14 protein-coding genes and 1 pseudogene are annotated in these 16,361 nt (G+C 53.9%); 10 read left to right on the plus strand and 5 right to left on the minus strand.

Annotated elements, in window-relative coordinates; all coding sequences use genetic code 11:
• Positions 1–26: 26 nt before the first annotated feature.
• Genes rsmF through yebS form a run of 3 tightly spaced genes read right to left on the minus strand, consistent with a single transcriptional unit; the run spans position 27 to position 5,432 of the window.
• Entirely contained in the window at positions 27–1,490 is a 1,464-nt protein-coding gene (gene rsmF, locus O1722_RS09460) for a 16S rRNA (cytosine(1407)-C(5))-methyltransferase RsmF (RefSeq protein ID WP_017693253.1), read from the minus strand.
• 56 nt (positions 1,491–1,546) lie between these two features.
• A complete protein-coding gene (locus tag O1722_RS09465) occupies positions 1,547–4,180 on the minus strand; it encodes a PqiB family protein (protein WP_100151261.1) in 2,634 nt (877 codons plus the stop codon).
• Positions 4,149–5,432: a membrane integrity lipid transport subunit YebS gene (gene yebS, locus O1722_RS09470; RefSeq protein WP_020480541.1), complete on the minus strand. Its 1,284-nt coding sequence runs from the start codon at positions 5,430–5,432 to the stop codon at positions 4,149–4,151. The genes O1722_RS09465 and yebS overlap by 32 nt, the downstream gene beginning before the upstream one ends.
• A gap of 132 nt (positions 5,433–5,564) precedes the next feature.
• On the opposite strand from yebS, the gene O1722_RS09475 reads away from it, so the two are divergent.
• From O1722_RS09475 to htpX, 4 genes are all read left to right on the plus strand, one after another.
• The gene (locus tag O1722_RS09475) at positions 5,565–6,062 is read left to right on the plus strand and encodes a GAF domain-containing protein (RefSeq protein ID WP_006811006.1); all 498 of its coding nucleotides are present in this window, start codon (positions 5,565–5,567) and stop codon (positions 6,060–6,062) included.
• 96 nt (positions 6,063–6,158) lie between these two features.
• Positions 6,159–6,845 (plus strand): RNA chaperone ProQ, encoded by a 687-nt coding sequence (proQ, locus tag O1722_RS09480; RefSeq protein ID WP_003859895.1) that lies wholly within the window; start codon positions 6,159–6,161, stop codon positions 6,843–6,845.
• Positions 6,846–6,864: 19 nt separating this feature from the next.
• Positions 6,865–8,913 carry a carboxy terminal-processing peptidase gene (prc, locus tag O1722_RS09485; RefSeq protein ID WP_033486809.1) on the plus strand — a complete coding sequence of 683 codons (2,049 nt, stop codon included), beginning with the start codon at positions 6,865–6,867 and terminating at the stop codon, positions 8,911–8,913.
• A gap of 193 nt (positions 8,914–9,106) precedes the next feature.
• Entirely contained in the window at positions 9,107–9,988 is an 882-nt protein-coding gene (htpX, locus tag O1722_RS09490) for a protease HtpX (protein WP_015570297.1), read from the plus strand.
• Positions 9,989–10,039: 51 nt separating this feature from the next.
• Here the strand turns inward: htpX and O1722_RS09495 are convergent, their stop codons facing one another.
• Positions 10,040–11,413: an MFS transporter gene (locus tag O1722_RS09495; RefSeq protein WP_033486810.1), complete on the minus strand. Its 1,374-nt coding sequence runs from the start codon at positions 11,411–11,413 to the stop codon at positions 10,040–10,042.
• A gap of 178 nt (positions 11,414–11,591) precedes the next feature.
• On the opposite strand from O1722_RS09495, the gene kdgR reads away from it, so the two are divergent.
• Positions 11,592–12,383 carry a DNA-binding transcriptional regulator KdgR gene (kdgR, locus tag O1722_RS09500; RefSeq protein WP_015570299.1) on the plus strand — a complete coding sequence of 264 codons (792 nt, stop codon included), beginning with the start codon at positions 11,592–11,594 and terminating at the stop codon, positions 12,381–12,383.
• A gap of 63 nt (positions 12,384–12,446) precedes the next feature.
• Here kdgR and O1722_RS09505 read toward each other — a convergent pair whose 3' ends face one another.
• Positions 12,447–12,686 carry a YobH family protein gene (locus O1722_RS09505; protein ID WP_017384332.1) on the minus strand — a complete coding sequence of 80 codons (240 nt, stop codon included), beginning with the start codon at positions 12,684–12,686 and terminating at the stop codon, positions 12,447–12,449.
• Positions 12,687–12,846: 160 nt separating this feature from the next.
• Here O1722_RS09505 and mgrB point away from each other — a divergent pair, with 160 nt between their 5' ends.
• The 5 genes and pseudogenes from mgrB (at position 12,847) to ftsI (ending at position 16,350) form a co-directional block, all read left to right on the plus strand.
• Entirely contained in the window at positions 12,847–12,990 is a 144-nt protein-coding gene (gene mgrB, locus O1722_RS09510; protein WP_003859906.1) for a PhoP/PhoQ regulatory lipoprotein MgrB, read from the plus strand.
• A gap of 74 nt (positions 12,991–13,064) precedes the next feature.
• Positions 13,065–13,352: a YebO family protein gene (locus O1722_RS09515; RefSeq protein WP_032648590.1), complete on the plus strand. Its 288-nt coding sequence runs from the start codon at positions 13,065–13,067 to the stop codon at positions 13,350–13,352.
• Between the two features lie 668 nt (positions 13,353–14,020).
• Positions 14,021–14,165: pseudogene (locus O1722_RS09520) on the plus strand (DUF2627 domain-containing protein).
• Positions 14,166–14,177: 12 nt separating this feature from the next.
• On the plus strand, positions 14,178–14,387 hold the full coding sequence (gene cspE / locus O1722_RS09525; protein WP_001062678.1) for a transcription antiterminator/RNA stability regulator CspE: 210 nt from the start codon (positions 14,178–14,180) through the stop codon (positions 14,385–14,387).
• Between the two features lie 217 nt (positions 14,388–14,604).
• Positions 14,605–16,350: a peptidoglycan glycosyltransferase FtsI gene (gene ftsI / locus O1722_RS09530; protein WP_033486811.1), complete on the plus strand. Its 1,746-nt coding sequence runs from the start codon at positions 14,605–14,607 to the stop codon at positions 16,348–16,350.
• The last annotated feature ends 11 nt before the right edge of the window (positions 16,351–16,361 follow it).

Consider the following 16,361-nt stretch of genomic DNA (forward strand, 5'->3'; position numbering starts at 1 on the left):
TCGCCAGTAAAAAAATGCGCTTTTTTTCAGGCGCTGCGGTTGTTACCGGTAAACAGGCGGCCATCGCGTACCAGTTCGCGCGGATAGCTGTTTTTCAGCCGCGAGCCGACTTTTTTCGCCAGCCCCAGCGGATAGCCCTGATACGTCACGATGACTTCATCCTGTGACGGGCCGTCTTCCGGGTAAACGTCACGACCGCGATACCACTCTTCCGCTTCCTGATGCGTCAGGGCAAAGGTGTTCTCACTGCCGGCCAGCGCAATGACCGCTTCGTGCTGCCAGCGATAGCCTTTGTTGTGGATCTCCGCCAGGCGAATACCGAGGCGGGAGAAACGCACCTTACCAATCAGCGGTTCGATGTTGACCGGGAACAGCCACAGCTCTTTGTCACGCATCCAGAGGCGCAGGCTCTCATCCCAGTGCAGGCCGACTTTGCTCGCAGCCGCTTGCGCCTGTGCCGCCTCACGGCCTTTGACCGGCGTGAACGGGAAGTTGCCGACCTTAAACTTAGGGGCAGGCAAGGGATCGACGGCGCGGGTTTTACGCAGACGGGCAACAAAGAAGCCTTCGCAATCGTAAATCTGCGGGAAGACATGCAGGAAGCCTTCAGGGGTGGCCGCATGACTGGCCGAGTCGAAGAGGGTGTCCAGCGGCAGAAACTCGACGGCATCCGCATAGCGTTGCTTGAGCCACAGGCAGACGTCCTCGTTTTCATCGCGATTCAGCGTGCAGGTAGAGTAAACCAGCGTCCCGCCTGGGCGCAGGGCATGAAACGCGCTGTCGATCAGTTCGCGCTGTGTGGCGGCGATCTCCAGGTTGCTTTCAACGGACCAGTTTTTTAACGCATCAGGATCTTTACGCACCACGCCTTCGCCGGAGCAGGGCGCGTCGAGCAGGATGGCATCAAAGGCTTCCGGCAGGGCAGCGCCAAACACGCGACCATCGAAGTGCGTTAACGCGACGTTGTGGATCCCGCAGCGGCTGATATTGGCATGCAGGACTTTAACCCGGCTGGCGGAAAATTCGTTGGCGAGGATCGCGCCGCGGTTGTTCATCCGGGCGGCAATCTGCGTGGTTTTAGAGCCCGGCGCCGCCGCGACATCCATAACCCGCTCAGGCTGGTTCCCGTCGGCAAACAGCGCAGCAACCGGCAGCATGGAGCTGGCTTCCTGAATATAAAACAGCCCGCTCAGGTGCTCGGCGGTGCTGCCGAGCGGCAGGCTCTCCTCGTCATCCCGTTCGATCCAGAAACCCTCTTCACACCACGGCACTGGCGTTAATTGCCAGCCGTAGGGGGAGACGAGATCCAGAAACGCCCCGACGCTGATTTTCAGCGTATTGACGCGAATACTCCGGCGCAAAGGGCGCTGGCAGGCGGCAACGAAATCGTCGAAAGAGAGATGAGCTGGAAGCGCCTCGCGCATCTGTGCGAGGAATTGTTCGGGAAGAAATACGGAGTTTTGAGCCACGGGCACACCACAGGGAAACATTCAGGTGCGCAGTGTAACATAAAGGCTCCGGCGCGTTGACACCGGAGCCTGCGAGATTAACGCGGCAGCGCCGTTCCCCATTCGCGCCACTCTTTCGGTTCACTTTCCAGCAGCAGGAAGTGTTTACCTGCCTGCGCCTTAGGCGCCAGAGGCGTGCCAGGCGGCGTCGCGAAGGCAATGCCGCCGCGAATGAACTGATTAAAGGTCCCCGTTTTGACCACGCCACCGGTCAGGCCGAAGTCCAGCGAGTAGCCTGAAGCGAGCCAGAACACCGAGTTGTTGCGCACCAGATGCTGATAACGCTGGCTGATGCGCAGGCCGACCATCACGCGATCGGACAGATTACCCAGCGTCAGGCTTGTTACTGTCCCTACTTCAATGCCGCGGAACAGGACCGGCGTACCGATGCCCAGCGAACCGGCTTCCGGCACTTCAACCACAATGCTCAGACCGTCCAGATAACGGGAGTCGGTGATGGTGGCCTCCTGCAACTCAAATTCACGACGTGCGTTGCCGCGACCCGGTTCAACGTTAATGTACGGCTGAAGTATGGTATCGAGATGCTCAACCCCTGCGGCAGAAATTTGCGGCGTAACTACCGAGAAGCGCGAGCCTGCCCGGGCGAACGTCTGCACATATTCCGGATAAAGCACGGCGGTCGCCTGCACTTCATTGCGTGCGGTGATCAGCGTCAGCTTCTGGACCTGCCCGATATCAATGCCGAGATAGCGGATGGGCATGCCTTCTGCCAGTTTACCGGCATCAAAGGTGTGCAGGGTAATTTGCCCCCCGACCGCGCGCGCCGCGGTTTCGGACGGGAAGAGGATCCGCTTGTCACCTTTACGCATGTTGCCGCCGGCGCCGCTCAGGTTATCGAAGCTGATCGCACCGCGCAGGGCACGGGAGAGAGGCGATGCCTGTACGGTCAGCCCGCTGCCGTTGAGCTGCACTTTCGCGCCACCCTCAGCCCAGAACACGCTGTTTGGCGTGAGCAGCTTGCGGTACTCCGGCTTGATATGCAGTTCGATATCAAACGCGTCCGCACGAGGACGAACGGTGATCACTTCCCCCACCTCAAACTTACGGTAAAGCACGACGGAGCCTGCCTGGACATCCGGCAGCGTTTCAGCGCTTAAGGTCAGCGTGGTGGTTGGCAGGTCGCCGAGGCTGTTTTCAATGGCTTTGTCCAGATTGGCGAACAGCGGATAGCTTTCGCGCAGCGCACCTTTGCTGCCCGGCAGAATGCGGATCCCGCCGTTAACCCACTCACTGGCGCTGGCGCCGAGGAACTCAACCCCGTCCAGACCCACCTTCACGTCGACCCGACTGTTAACCACAAATTTACTGTCGCCGTGGACCAGGTTGCCGTACTGCGGATCGATGGCGGCGGAGAAGGAGACCCCTTTTTCCGACAGCTTACGTTCGAGGACCTGGCCCACCTGCACACCGTGCAGGATCAGCGGTTGCCCGGCTTCAATACCGTAGCTTTCCGGTGCATTCAGCGTAACCGTCAACACGCCCGGTTTTTGCAGCAGGGCTTTATCTGCCGGCGCGATAACAAAGTTTTTGTTCGGCGCACCTTCGCCGGGGATCAGCTCAAAGATGCTTCCCGTCAGCAGAGAACTGATGCTGGCGTCGCTGAGGGAGAGCTTCGGATTACGCAGTTCAATGCGCGTTTTTTCCCGCAGGAGATCCACCACGCTCGGATCCACCGTCATTTCGCCGGTAACGGAACCGCCCGCATTGAGGGTTAATTTTGTCAGTTGCCCGACCTCTAAACCCTGGTACATCAGCGGGGTCGAACCGGCTTTCAGGCCTTTGGCATCCGGCAGGGTCAGCTTGACGATGACACCGCGCTGGCTGTGCGCCAGGTCGGCGTACAGGCCAAAGGTATCTTCTGCGGCGGCAGGGCTGGAGTTAGCTGGTGAGTCAAAGGCGATAGCGCCATTCACCAGCGCCGCCAGGCTCTCAAGCTTCACTTTCGCACCGCTTAAGCTCAGGTCGGCATCGACGCCTGAGACGTTCCAGAAGCGGCTGCCTTTTTTCACCAGGTTGGTAAAACGGCGCTCGATGAGTACATCAATAGTCACGCCATCTTTGTTCGGGTTAATGGCGTAGTCGTAAACGCGGCCTACCGGAATTTTGCGGAAATAGACCAGAGAACCACTGTTCAGCGAGCCCAAATCCGGCGCGCGGAGATGGATCATCAAATCGCCGTTATTCAGCCGATATTTCGGCTGGGTATCCAGCGCAACAAAGTGATCCTGTGGCTCACCTTTGCCGGGCATCATGCCGATATAGTTACCGCCCACAAGCGCATCCAGCCCGGAAACGCCGGCCAGGGAGGCTTTAGGCGTGACCAGCCAGAACTGCGTTTCGGCACGCAGGGCATCCTGCATGTCAGACTTAATGCTCGCCCGGACCTGGATTTTGTTCAGCCCTTTGTCAAGGGAGATATCCTGCACGGTACCCACTTCCACCCCCTGGAAGCGAACGGGGGTACGTCCGGCGACAATGCCGTCCGCAGACTGGAAATCAATCGTGATGGTACTTCCGCGATCTTCATAGCTCGTCCAGATAAGCCAGCCTGCGATCATCAGCGCGATAACAGGCAGCAACCAGAATGGCGAAATGCGGCGTTTTGTTTTAATTCTCGCTTCAGTCGGCGAAGCGGGCGTTTCCTGACTCATGTGCGTCCCAAAGTAAGCGGCTGTCCAGCCATTCCACTGCAAGAATAGTCAATATCACCGCAGAGCCGAAATAAAAAGCTGCGGGTCCCATGGTAAAAGCAAGTAACTGATCGCGATTGATGAGCGACATCATCAGCGAAATCACGAACAGATCCAACATCGACCAGCGACCAATCCAGGTCACAAATCGCAGAAGCAGGATGCGGGTGCGTAGTCCTTGTTCGCATTTAAAGTGAATGCTGATAAGCAGCGTAAACATCACCACCACTTTGGTAAAGGGCACCAGAATACTGGCGATGAAAACAATGGCGGCGACCCCCACGTTACTGTGCGCCAGAGAGATAATCCCCGAAAGGATAGTATCTTCCTGACGGGCGCCGTTCACATAAATTACGGAGATCGGCAGCATGTTGGCCGGGAACAAAAATACCAGGGAGGCGATTAGCGCCGCCCAGCACTTTTGCAGGCTGTTGTTGCGTCGCAATCTTAACGGAATGTGGCAGCGTGGGCACCTCCCGCGTTTATCCGGAAAACCGGTGTAATGGCAGCCCAGGCAGACGCGCAGGTTTTCATCAGGCCGGGTCGCGGGGCGCTGCGGGTAAAATCGCTCCCAAAGCTGTTCAACATTGAGATGAATCAGGGTCAAAATACTCAGCAGGACCAGTGAAATAAACGCGAAAAGGCCGATGCCGGGTTGTAAAAACGCATAATCCTGCACCTTGATGGAGGCCACGCCAATGCCTACCAGATAGATGTCCAGCATCACCCACTCCTTGAGCTTTTCCAGCATGAGCAGGACAGGGCGCAGGTTCATCCCCAGAATGTTGCCAAACCACAGGTAGGCAATTGCCGCGACCAGCACCAACGGCGCGCCGACGACGCAGAACAGCACCATGGCGGCCGTAAGCGGATCGCCCTGGCGCGTCATCTGCCAGATCCCCTGCAACACGTTAGCGTCAATACGCACGCCAAGCAGGTAGAGCTTTAACAGCGGCTCGGTCCAGGCGAAGGGCATCAGCAGCAGCATGGTGACCGCCATTGCTGCCAGGCGCGTCAATGACCAGTCCCGGCCATCGCGAATTTTGGCATCGCAGCAAGGACAAAAAGCACTTTGGTGCGATTTCATCTTCGGCAACATAAAAAGCGTATCGCACTGGGGACAACGCTGATAATGTGCACGGGGCAGAGCCTGGCTTACCGTACGGACAACGATCTTTCGTGTCGGCGTAATTTGGGGTGTTTTTAGGGCCATCAGTCGCACACAGATTAGTATTGTTGAAAGTTATAATAACTCATGAACGGATTCATCTTGAGCATGAGCGCATTTAATGCTTATTTTAATAGGCTATGCGGTAACTATGTAAGATAACTAAGTGATTGAATAATGAACAAAACAGAATTCTACGCGGATCTGAATCGCGATTTTAAGGCATTAATGGCAGGGGAAACCAGTTTCTTAGCCACTCTGGCAAATACCAGTGCGTTACTGTTCGAACGCCTTTCTGACGTGAACTGGGCGGGCTTTTATCTGCTGGAAGGCGACACGCTGGTGCTCGGGCCCTTCCAGGGGAAACTCGCCTGCGTACGCATCCCGGTAGGTCGTGGCGTGTGCGGTACCGCAGTGGCGACTCGTCAGGTTCAGCGTGTCGAAGATGTTCATGCGTTTGACGGCCACATTGCCTGCGATGCCAGCAGCAATTCTGAAATCGTACTGCCGCTGGTGGTTAAAAATCAGATTATTGGCGTTCTGGATATCGACAGCACGGTCTTCAGCCGCTTTACTGCCGAGGATGAGCAGGGGCTGCGCGCGCTGGCCGCAAACCTGGAAAATGTTCTGGCAGAGACCGATTATCATAAATTCTTTGCGAGCGTCGCAGGATAATCAACGGATAACGTAGCATTTACTGATAGCGTCATTATAATGTCGCCTGTTCATGCCTGCGCTTGTTGGCAACGTCCGTTGTAATCAGGAAATTTCATGGAAAATCAACCTAAGTTGAATAGCAGTAAAGAAGTTATCGCATTTCTGGCCGAGCGTTTCCCGCAGTGCTTCAGCGCTGAAGGTGAAGCGCGTCCTCTGAAAGTCGGTATCTTTCAGGATCTGGTCGCGCGCGTTGAGGGGGAGATGAACCTCAGCAAAACGCAGCTTCGTTCTGCCTTGCGCCTTTATACCTCGAGCTGGCGTTACCTGTACGGTATCAAGCCGGGTGCGACCCGTGTCGACCTTGACGGCAACCCGTGCGGTGAGCTGGACGAGCAGCACGTAGAACATGCGCGTAAGCAGCTTGAAGAAGCCAAAGCTCGCGTGCAGGCACAGCGTGCGGAACAGCAGGCGAAAAAACGCGAAGCCGCAGCGGCAAACGGTCAGGAAGACGCCCCTCGTCGCGAGCGTAAACCGCGCCCGGCACCGCGTCGTACTGAAAATAACGATCGCAAACCGCGTGCTGACAAACCAGCAGCTAAAGCCCCACGTGCGCCGCGCGAAGAGCCGCGCCACACCCCAGTTTCTGACATCAACGCACTGAGCGTAGGTCAGTCACTGAAGGTGAAAGCGGGTAACAACGCGATGGACGCCACCGTACTGGAAATCACCAAAGATGGCGTTCGTGTACAGCTGACTTCTGGTATGTCAATGATTGTACGCGCAGAACACTTGTTGTTCTGAAACGGAGGCCGAGCCTGGCATGAACACTTTTTTTAAGCTCACCGCGCTGGCTGGCCTGTTTGCTATAACAGGCCATGCTTTCGCTGTGGACGATATTACGCGTGTTGATCAAATTCCGGTTCTCAAGGAAGAGACTCAGCACGCGACGGTGAGTGAGCGCGTGACGTCGCGCTTTACTCGTTCGCACTATCGTCAGTTCGATCTCGATCAGGCCTTTTCGGCCAAAATCTTTGACCGTTATCTGAACTTGCTGGATTACAGCCATAACGTACTGCTGGCCAGCGATGTCGAACAGTTCGCTAAACGCAAATCCGAAGTGGGTGATGAGCTGCGCTCCGGAAAGCTCGATCTGTTCTACGATCTGTACAACTTATCGCAAAAGCGCCGTTTTGAGCGTTATCAATACGCGCTGAAAGTGCTGGAACGTCCGATGGACTTCACCGGCAACGACACCTTTAATCTGGACCGCAGCAAAGCGCCATGGCCGAAAGACGAGGCTGAACTGAATGCGCTGTGGGACGGAAAAGTCAAATATGACGAACTGAGCCTCAAGCTTACAGGCAAAGACGAGAAAGAGATCCGTGAGACGTTAAATCGTCGATACAAATTCGCTATTCGTCGTCTGGCGCAGACCAACAGTGAAGATGTTTTCTCGCTGGCGATGACCGCGTTTGCGCATGAAATTGATCCGCACACTAATTATCTCTCTCCACGTAACACCGAACAGTTCAATACCGAAATGAGCCTGTCTCTGGAAGGTATCGGTGCTGTGCTTCAGATGGACGATGACTACACCGTAATCAACTCCATGGTGGCCGGTGGCCCTGCGTCGAAAAGCAAAGCGATCAGCGTAGGCGACCGTATTGTCGGTGTGGGGCAAACCGGAAAGAGCATGGTGGACGTGATTGGCTGGCGTCTTGATGATGTTGTTGCGCTGATCAAAGGGCCGAAGGGCAGCAAAGTTCGCCTGGAGATCCTGCCAGCCGGTAAGGGGACCAAAACCCGTATCGTTACTCTGACCCGTGAGCGTATCCGTCTGGAAGATCGCGCGGTGAAAATGTCGGTGAAAACCGTGGGTAAAGAGAAGGTTGGCGTTCTGGATATCCCAGGTTTCTACGTCGGCCTGACCGATGATGTGAAAGTGCAGCTCCAGAAGCTTGAAAAGCAGAATGTCAGCAGCGTGATCATTGACCTGCGCAGCAACGGCGGCGGGGCATTGACCGAGGCCGTCTCGCTTTCCGGGCTGTTTATCCCGTCTGGCCCGGTGGTACAGGTGCGCGATAACAACGGTAAAGTGCGTGAAGATGCCGATACCGATGGTGTGGTCTACTATAAGGGTCCGCTGGTGGTGCTTGTCGATCGCTTCAGCGCCTCTGCATCGGAAATCTTCGCTGCTGCCATGCAGGATTACGGCCGGGCATTAATCGTCGGCGAACCGACGTTTGGCAAGGGCACCGTTCAGCAGTACCGCTCTCTGAACCGTATTTACGACCAGATGCTGCGCCCTGAGTGGCCTGCGCTGGGCTCAGTACAGTACACCATTCAGAAGTTTTACCGCGTCAACGGCGGCAGTACGCAGCGCAAAGGCGTGACGCCGGATATCATGATGCCGACAGGTACCGAAGAGACGGAAACGGGCGAGAAGTTTGAAGATAACGCGCTGCCGTGGGATAGCATTGATGCCGCGACATTCGTGAAATCGGGTGATATGAAACAGTTCGGACCGGAACTGCTGAAAAATCACAACGATCGCATCGGGAAGGATCCGGAATTCCAGTACATCATGAAGGACATCGCGCGTTTCAACGCTTTGAAAGCGAAACGGAACATTGTGTCTCTGAACTATGCCCAGCGTGAGAAAGAGAACAATGAAGATGACGCGACACGTCTGGCGCGTATCAACGATCGCTTCAAACGTGAAGGCAAGCCTCTGCTCAAAAAACTGGACGATCTGCCTAAGGATTACCAGGAGCCCGATCCGTATCTGAACGAGACGGTGCATATCGCGCTTGATCTCGCGAAGCTGGAAAAAGAGAAACCTGCCCTGCAACCTGCTCCGACAAAATAATCCCCCAACAGGCACAAGAAATTGTGCCTGTTTCTTTATGTACCTCCTCCTTCCGTCAGGCGGATTTCCAATTGTGTAAAGTTGTGTCTTTCTGGTGACTTACGCCGTCTGGATGCTTGAAAATAGCCGTAATACCCATACGATGTGGGTAATCGCATAGTGCGTTTTGTTAAACTGAGGTTAAAAGAATATTATGATGCGAATCGCGCTCTTCCTGCTCACCAACCTGGCGGTGATGGTGGTATTCGGGCTGGTGCTAAGCCTGACGGGAATTCAGTCGAGCAGCGTTCAGGGTCTGTTGATTATGGCGCTGCTGTTTGGTTTCGGTGGCTCTTTCATTTCACTGCTGATGTCCAGGTGGATGGCACTGAAATCCGTGGGCGGTGAAGTTATTGAGCAACCGCGTAACGATATGGAGCAGTGGCTGATGAGCACGGTTGCTCAGCAGTCAAAGCAGGCGGGCATTGCCATGCCGCAGGTAGCCATCTACCACGCGCCGGATATTAACGCGTTTGCTACCGGTGCGCGTCGTGACGCGTCCCTGGTGGCCGTCAGTACCGGCCTGCTGCAAAACATGAGCCGTGACGAAGCGGAAGCGGTTATTGCTCACGAGATCAGCCATATCGCCAATGGCGATATGGTCACCATGACCCTGATCCAGGGCGTGGTGAACACCTTCGTTATCTTTATTTCTCGTATTCTGGCACAGATTGCTGCCGGGTTTATGGGGGGCAACCGTGATGAGGGTGAAGAGAGCAACGGCAACCCGCTGATCTATTTTGCTGTTTCAATGGTGCTGGAGCTGGTGTTCGGTATCCTGGCAAGCATCATTACCATGTGGTTCTCCCGTCATCGTGAGTTCCACGCGGATGCCGGTTCCGCGAAACTGGTGGGTCGTGAAAAGATGATTGCTGCGCTGCAACGACTGAAAACCAGCTACGAGCCGCAGGAAGCAAACAGCATGATGGCCTTCTGCATCAACGGCAAATCAAAGTCGCTGAGCGAGCTGTTTATGTCTCACCCGCCGCTGGATAAACGTATTGAAGCGCTGCGTAGCGGCGAATACCTGAAGTAACGTAATCGGGTTGAAAAGAACCGGGCTGGAGCCATTCTCCGCCCGGTTTTTTTATGCCTGCGCCTTTGGCTGGGTGACGCGAAGGCCGCTAATGACAGCCGCGAGGGTCGCCAGGGTCCCTGCGGTAATTAGCGCAACGTGTGTCGCATTCTGCCCGGCAAGGTTAAACATCAACGCCACTAGTGCGGCCCCGGTGCTTTGCCCTAACAGTCTTGCCGTGCCCAGCATCCCGCTGGCGCCACCGCTGCGATGACGTGGGGCAGAGGTGATAATCGTGTGGTTATTAGGGGACTGGAACAGACCAAAACCGGCCCCGCACAGGATCATGCGCCAGATAATATCCAGATCCCCCGGCGAGGCGGGCAGGAGCGCCAGCGCAAACAGTCCCACCGCCATGACAACCAGCCCAATCGCCCCCAGAAGCCCGGCATGGACGCGCTCAATAAGGTAACCGGCCAGCGGGGCCATCACCATGGTTGCCAGCGGCCAGGGCGTGAGCAGCAAGCCTGTCTCCACTTCTGAACGGCCAATCACGCTCTGCAAAAAGAACGGCAGTGCAACCAGCGCCAGCATCTGGGCGCAGAACGAGCAAATGGAGGTACAAATGGATAGCGAAAACAGCGGAATACGCAGCAAATCCACCGGCAGTAACGGCACGGGCAGCGCCAGCTGACGTCGAACAAAGAAAAAGCCGATGATAAGCATGGCAACGATTTCTGCGGCAATGAGCGACAGAGACTGTCCCTGCGCAAATCCGCTCAGCGCGGTAATCAGCAGGCCAAAAGTCAGCGCGTTCATCACGGCGCTGGGCAGATCGAAACGTGGCATGGTGCTTTTCGGACCATTTTCCGGAAGATAGCGCAGGGCGAAGAAGATCGCCACAATGCCCAGCGGCACGTTAATGGCAAACAGCCACTGCCACGAGGCAACGGACAGGATGGCGGCGGCAATCGTTGGGCCGGCGGCGGACGACACGGCCACAATAAAGGAGTTAATGCCCATGCCGCGCCCCAGGTGGCGTTGAGGATAAATAAGCCGTATCAGGGCCGTGTTCACGCTCATTAGCGCCGCGCCGCCAAAGCCCTGCGCGATACGCGCCAGCGTAAGGGTGTGCAGTGAATCTGAAAGGGCACAGAAGAGCGAGGTGAGGGTAAAGACCACCAGCCCGCACTGGTAAACCCGGCGATAACCAAACATATCGCCCAGGAAAGAGAGTGACAGAAGGGAAATCACAATCGCTATCTGGTACGCGTTCACAATCCAGATGGAGCTTGCCGGCGAAGCATTAAGGTCTTTGGCAATGGTAGGAAGAGCCACGTTGGCAATCGCACCGTCAAGGACAGCCATCGAAATACCGATGACAATAGTGGCAATTGCCCCGTACCGCTGCGATAAGGGCAGGCCATCAGAAACGTTTTTTTGCATGGGGAAAGAATGACTCAGCGTGAAATTATTTTCAGAGTAACTATTTTAGCATCGTTATTTCGGTTTTATGTCGCAGATTTGTAACGAAGTAAACCCAGATAGATTGCAGCACGCATCACACGAATTTATAATAAAAACCGGTTCTGATTTTTATAAAACACTCTCTATGAGGTGATAAATGGCAATCGCAGATTTGGATAAGCAGCCAGATTCTGTTTCTTCCGTGCTGAAGGTGTTTGGCATCTTGCAGGCGCTCGGAGAAGAGCGTGAAATTGGTATTACAGAGTTGTCGCAGCGTGTGATGATGTCGAAAAGCACCGTTTATCGCTTTTTGCAGACGATGAAATCATTGGGTTATGTCGCGCAGGAAGGAGAATCAGAAAAATATTCTCTGACCCTGAAACTGTTTGAACTGGGCGCCCGCGCCTTGCAGAACGTGGATCTGATCCGCAGCGCTGACATTCAGATGCGTGAACTTTCACGACTGACGAAAGAGACAATTCACCTCGGTGCGCTGGATGAAGACAGCATTGTTTACATCCACAAAATTGACTCCATGTACAACCTGCGCATGTATTCACGCATTGGTCGTCGTAACCCGCTGTACAGCACCGCAATTGGTAAAGTACTGCTGGCCTGGCGCGATCGCGAAGAGGTGAAGCAAATCCTTGACGGGGTGGAGTACAAACGCAGCACCGACCGCACGATTACCAGTACGGAAGAACTGCTGAGCGTGCTGGATAAAGTGCGTGAACAGGGTTACGGGGAAGATAACGAAGAGCAGGAAGAGGGGCTGCGTTGCATCGGTGTGCCGGTGTTTGACCGCTTCGGCGTTGTCATTGCGGGCCTGAGCATTTCGTTCCCAACGCTGCGTTTCTCTGAAGAGCGTCTTCATGAATATGTGGCGATTCTGCATACCGCAGCGCGCAAAATTTCAGAGCAGATGGGCTATAACGATTATCCGTTCTGATCGACGCCACCAATAAAAACGCCGCACTTTTGCGGCGTTTCTGTAAGCGAAGTTCAGCGCTGATTAACCGTTATCAACCACAACAGATGATTTACGCAGCACAGGACAGTTGGTTAACCCGATGATCCCGCTGTCGGAATGTATGTACTGAGCCGTGCTTATCCCCTGGGCGGTAAGATATTTACACTGGATACCCAGACCCGCGGCATTTTCTTTGCTCCCCATTAATACGCCGTACCCACTTAATAACAGGCCGATCCAGACAATGGCCAGTACAATTACTGTACGAATAAGTAAACGCATCGTTGCCTCTTTTTTCTTTGTTGTCATAGAGTAAGCGTAACGGCTTTACGCAGTGAAACAAGTGCACGATTCCGAAAAGCGTCTGTTGAAGGTACAGTTAGCCCCTGTTTAAGATAACCGTGATAACCTGGCTGTATCAGGTCATAAGACGGAGTGTGGAGTGAAAAAAATACGCTGGGTAATTCTGATTATAGTGTTGATAGCATGCGTGGTGCTGTGGACGCAGACTATCAATGTGATGTGCGATCAGGATGTACAGTTCTTTAGCGGCATTTGTTCAATCAATAAGTTTATCCCCTGGTAGAGACCATTTTTACGCTGAGTGATGTCCTTACGCGGCGGCAGTGGTAAAATGGTGGTTTTTACTGAGGTGGTGAAATGGGTGAGTTACTGAATTCGGGGCTGCTGAGCATTGCATCCCTGGTAATGTCTTTGTTGGTGCTGGTCGTTGGGCTGGTGCTGTGGTTTTTCGTTAACCGCGCCAGCTCCCGCACAAACGAGCAGATTGAGCTGCTGGAGGCATTGCTCGATCAGCAGAAACGGCAGACTGCGCTGCTGCGTCGTTTGTGCGAAGCCAACGAGCCGGAGGAGAAAGCGGTACCGAAGGACGCTGTTGCTCAACAACAAGACGAGGAAGACTTCATTCGCCTGGTAGCTGAACGATAGTCTGCCCGGAGCGGGGAGGTGGCCTGACGTACGCGTAAATCCCCTCCCTTATCAAATGCATCCCACAACTTCCCGGCATTTAATTAAGCAGCAGTTAACTCATGTTTTAGCACACTGAAAACTGGCGAATATTTATCCTTATTTAACAAATTCAGTTTCGTTGAATAAATAGTGTGCTTTATCTTTCCTGAAGTGTTTTATTTTTATCGAAACGTTTTGCTTGCCTTGTTTTGAGGCAGAGTCATAAAAATTTCATTATTTTGGTGCAGATTAACACTTATTAAATGGTGGTTTTTAATACAGTTAGCAAAATGTAATTAACATCGTATATTCCCTGACACATGTTGGTGCGTTGCAATGTTTTCAGCATAACTTTTCACAAAATGTTCTAACTCAGTCATTCCTTTAAAGAAATTCTGGGATTGGGATGGACGCTTTGAAATGATTGAGCTATGTTTAAAAAGTCTTTGATTACAGGGCGCGTCAACGCACCCTGCGGGCAGTGAGGTCAGGTGGCGCTTCATTTGACAATTCGCATAACTGTGCAGATTGTTATGGAGTAACGTCTGAATTTGTGCGGCGGATCGAGACACGTTTAAAAATGGCTTGCCATATTAAACGTTGTGTGTGATAACACGTTTTGGGTCAAACGAGGTACAGTTCTGTTTATGTGTGGCATTTTCAGTAAAGAAGTCCTGAGTAAACACGTTGTCGTTGAATACCGCTTCTCTGCCGAACCTTATATTAGTGCCTCAAGCAGTAATGTCTCAGTTTTATCTATGTCAAAGCCCGCGGGCTAAGAAAACACTCTAAGGAATTTTGCAAATGGCAAAGATTAAAGGTCAAGTTAAGTGGTTCAACGAGTCTAAAGGTTTTGGTTTCATTACTCCTGCTGACGGCAGCAAAGACGTGTTCGTACACTTCTCTGCAATCCAGGGTAACGGCTTCAAAACTCTGGCTGAAGGCCAGAACGTTGAGTTCGAAATTCAGGATGGCCAGAAAGGCCCAGCTGCGGTTAACGTAACTGCTATCTGATCGAATCACTGCTGACTGAAGCGCTCAGCGCTTCGATCTCAGACATAAGCCTCGCCGATGCGGGGCTTTTTTTATACGCTTATTTTTCAAAATATTACGTAATCTTCCTCTGTTATTATCTTGTTGCAAACCCGCGAGATTATTAGCATTGTTTTCCCGCCTTATTATCCGCTTTTCTCGTTAAATCAGGGCGTTGATTAACAGCCCTGGGGTTAAGGTGAAAAAAAAGACAATAACCACCACCGGAAATTTTACTCCGGCACGTTTTGCACTTCTGTGTCTCGCCATCTTTTGTAGCCTTGCGTTTCTGCTGGGCCGAGTAGCGTGGCTACAAATTATCAAACCGGATAATCTGGTGAAGCAGGAGGATATGCGCTCCCTGCGCGAAGTGGCGATAGACGCCCCGCGTGGGATGATTGTTGACCGTGAAGGGCGACCCCTTGCGGTGAGCGTACCCGTCCAGGCCGTCTGGGCCGATCCCAAAACAGTGCTGGAAAAAGGGGGGATCGGTTTTGACTCGCGCTGGCAGGCCCTGGCAAATGCCTTACACCTTTCTCTGAGCACGCTCGCATCGCGAATTAACAGTAACCCGCACGGGCGATTTATTTACCTGGCCCGTCAGGTTGATCCCGCCCAGGCAAAGTGGATCGATAAGCTGCGTCTCCCCGGTATCAACCTTCGCGATGAGTCCCGCCGCTTTTATCCTGCCGGGCACGTGGCGGCGAACCTGATTGGCTTCACCAATATTGATGGTCAGGGCATTGAGGGCGTCGAGAAAAGCTTTAACACGCAGCTTACCGGGAAGGCAGGCGTGCGGCTGGTCAGGAAAGATCGCTACGGACATGTGGTGGAGAACCTTACGGAGGTGGCTCCCGTACCTGCACATAATATCCAGCTTAGTATCGATGAACGCCTGCAAACTATCACCGAAGACGCGCTGGATAATGCCGTAGCGTGGAACAAAGCCGAATCAGGCGCGTCGGTGCTGATTAATATCCAGACGGGCGAAATTCTGGCAATGGCGAGCTTCCCCGACTTCAACCCCAATAACCGGGAAGGGGCAACGCTGGATGTTTTTCGCAATCGCGCGATCAGCGACACCTTTGAACCTGGCTCGACCGTTAAGCCTCTGGTGCTGATGACGGCGCTACAGCAGGGGCTGGTACAGCCTGACAGCGTCATAGACACGCATCCCTACACCATTGATGGCCATCGTATCCGCGATGTGGGCTACTACCCCGAGCTGACGATGACCGGGATCCTGCAAAAATCCAGTGATACGGGCGTGTCCCGTCTTTCGCTGGCGATGCCCGTGCAACGGTTACTGGATACCTATAAACACTTTGGTTTTGGCGAGAGTACCGGGCTTGGCTTAACGGGAGAAAGCGCAGGTTTACTGCCGCAGCGAAAATTCTGGAGTCAGTTAGATCGGGCGACCTTTGCCTTTGGGTATGGCCTGATGGTAACCCCCCTCCAGCTGGCGCATGTGTATGCCACCATCGGCAGCTACGGCATTGAACGGCCTCTGTCCATCACCCGTATTGACCCGCCGGTGATTGGCAAGCGGGTGATGCCCGAGGAAATTGTTCACGAGGTGGAACATATGATGGAGAGCGTTGCGTTACCCGGCGGTGGCGGGGTCAAAGCGGCGGTGCGTAACTATCGCGTGGCGATAAAAACCGGGACGGCCAAAAAAATCGATGAACATGGTAAGTATGTGGATAAATACGTCGCCTATACCGCAGGCGTTGCGCCTGCCAGCGATCCCCGTTTCGCGCTGGTGGTGGTGATCAACGATCCGCAAAACGGTGCCTACTATGGCGGGGCCGTTTCTGCGCCCGTGTTCAGCGAAATTATGGGTAACGTCCTGCGCCTGGAAAACGTGAAGCCAGACGGGCTGCCGGCAGATTCTGACCATCTGATCGTGATGCGTCACCCAGCCGTTTATAACCCTGGCGAATAGCGGTACACTTC

Source organism: Enterobacter cloacae complex sp. HYC003_NIDB (assembly GCF_056673375.1).

Bases quoted from the DNA above. Each gene is read 5' to 3' on its own strand.
- rsmF (WP_017693253.1), bottom strand. From the start codon at position 1,490: ATGTTTCCCTGTGGTGTGCCCGTGGCTCAAAACTCCGTATTTCTTCCC.
- O1722_RS09465 (WP_100151261.1), bottom strand. From the start codon at position 4,180: ATGAGTCAGGAAACGCCCGCTTCGCCGACTGAAGCGAGAATTAAAACA.
- yebS (WP_020480541.1), bottom strand. From the start codon at position 5,432: ATGGCCCTAAAAACACCCCAAATTACGCCGACACGAAAGATCGTTGTC.
- O1722_RS09475 (WP_006811006.1), top strand. From the start codon at position 5,565: ATGAACAAAACAGAATTCTACGCGGATCTGAATCGCGATTTTAAGGCA.
- proQ (WP_003859895.1), top strand. From the start codon at position 6,159: ATGGAAAATCAACCTAAGTTGAATAGCAGTAAAGAAGTTATCGCATTT.
- prc (WP_033486809.1), top strand. From the start codon at position 6,865: ATGAACACTTTTTTTAAGCTCACCGCGCTGGCTGGCCTGTTTGCTATA.
- htpX (WP_015570297.1), top strand. From the start codon at position 9,107: ATGATGCGAATCGCGCTCTTCCTGCTCACCAACCTGGCGGTGATGGTG.
- O1722_RS09495 (WP_033486810.1), bottom strand. From the start codon at position 11,413: ATGCAAAAAAACGTTTCTGATGGCCTGCCCTTATCGCAGCGGTACGGG.
- kdgR (WP_015570299.1), top strand. From the start codon at position 11,592: ATGGCAATCGCAGATTTGGATAAGCAGCCAGATTCTGTTTCTTCCGTG.
- O1722_RS09505 (WP_017384332.1), bottom strand. From the start codon at position 12,686: ATGCGTTTACTTATTCGTACAGTAATTGTACTGGCCATTGTCTGGATC.
- O1722_RS09515 (WP_032648590.1), top strand. From the start codon at position 13,065: ATGGGTGAGTTACTGAATTCGGGGCTGCTGAGCATTGCATCCCTGGTA.
- cspE (WP_001062678.1), top strand. From the start codon at position 14,178: ATGGCAAAGATTAAAGGTCAAGTTAAGTGGTTCAACGAGTCTAAAGGT.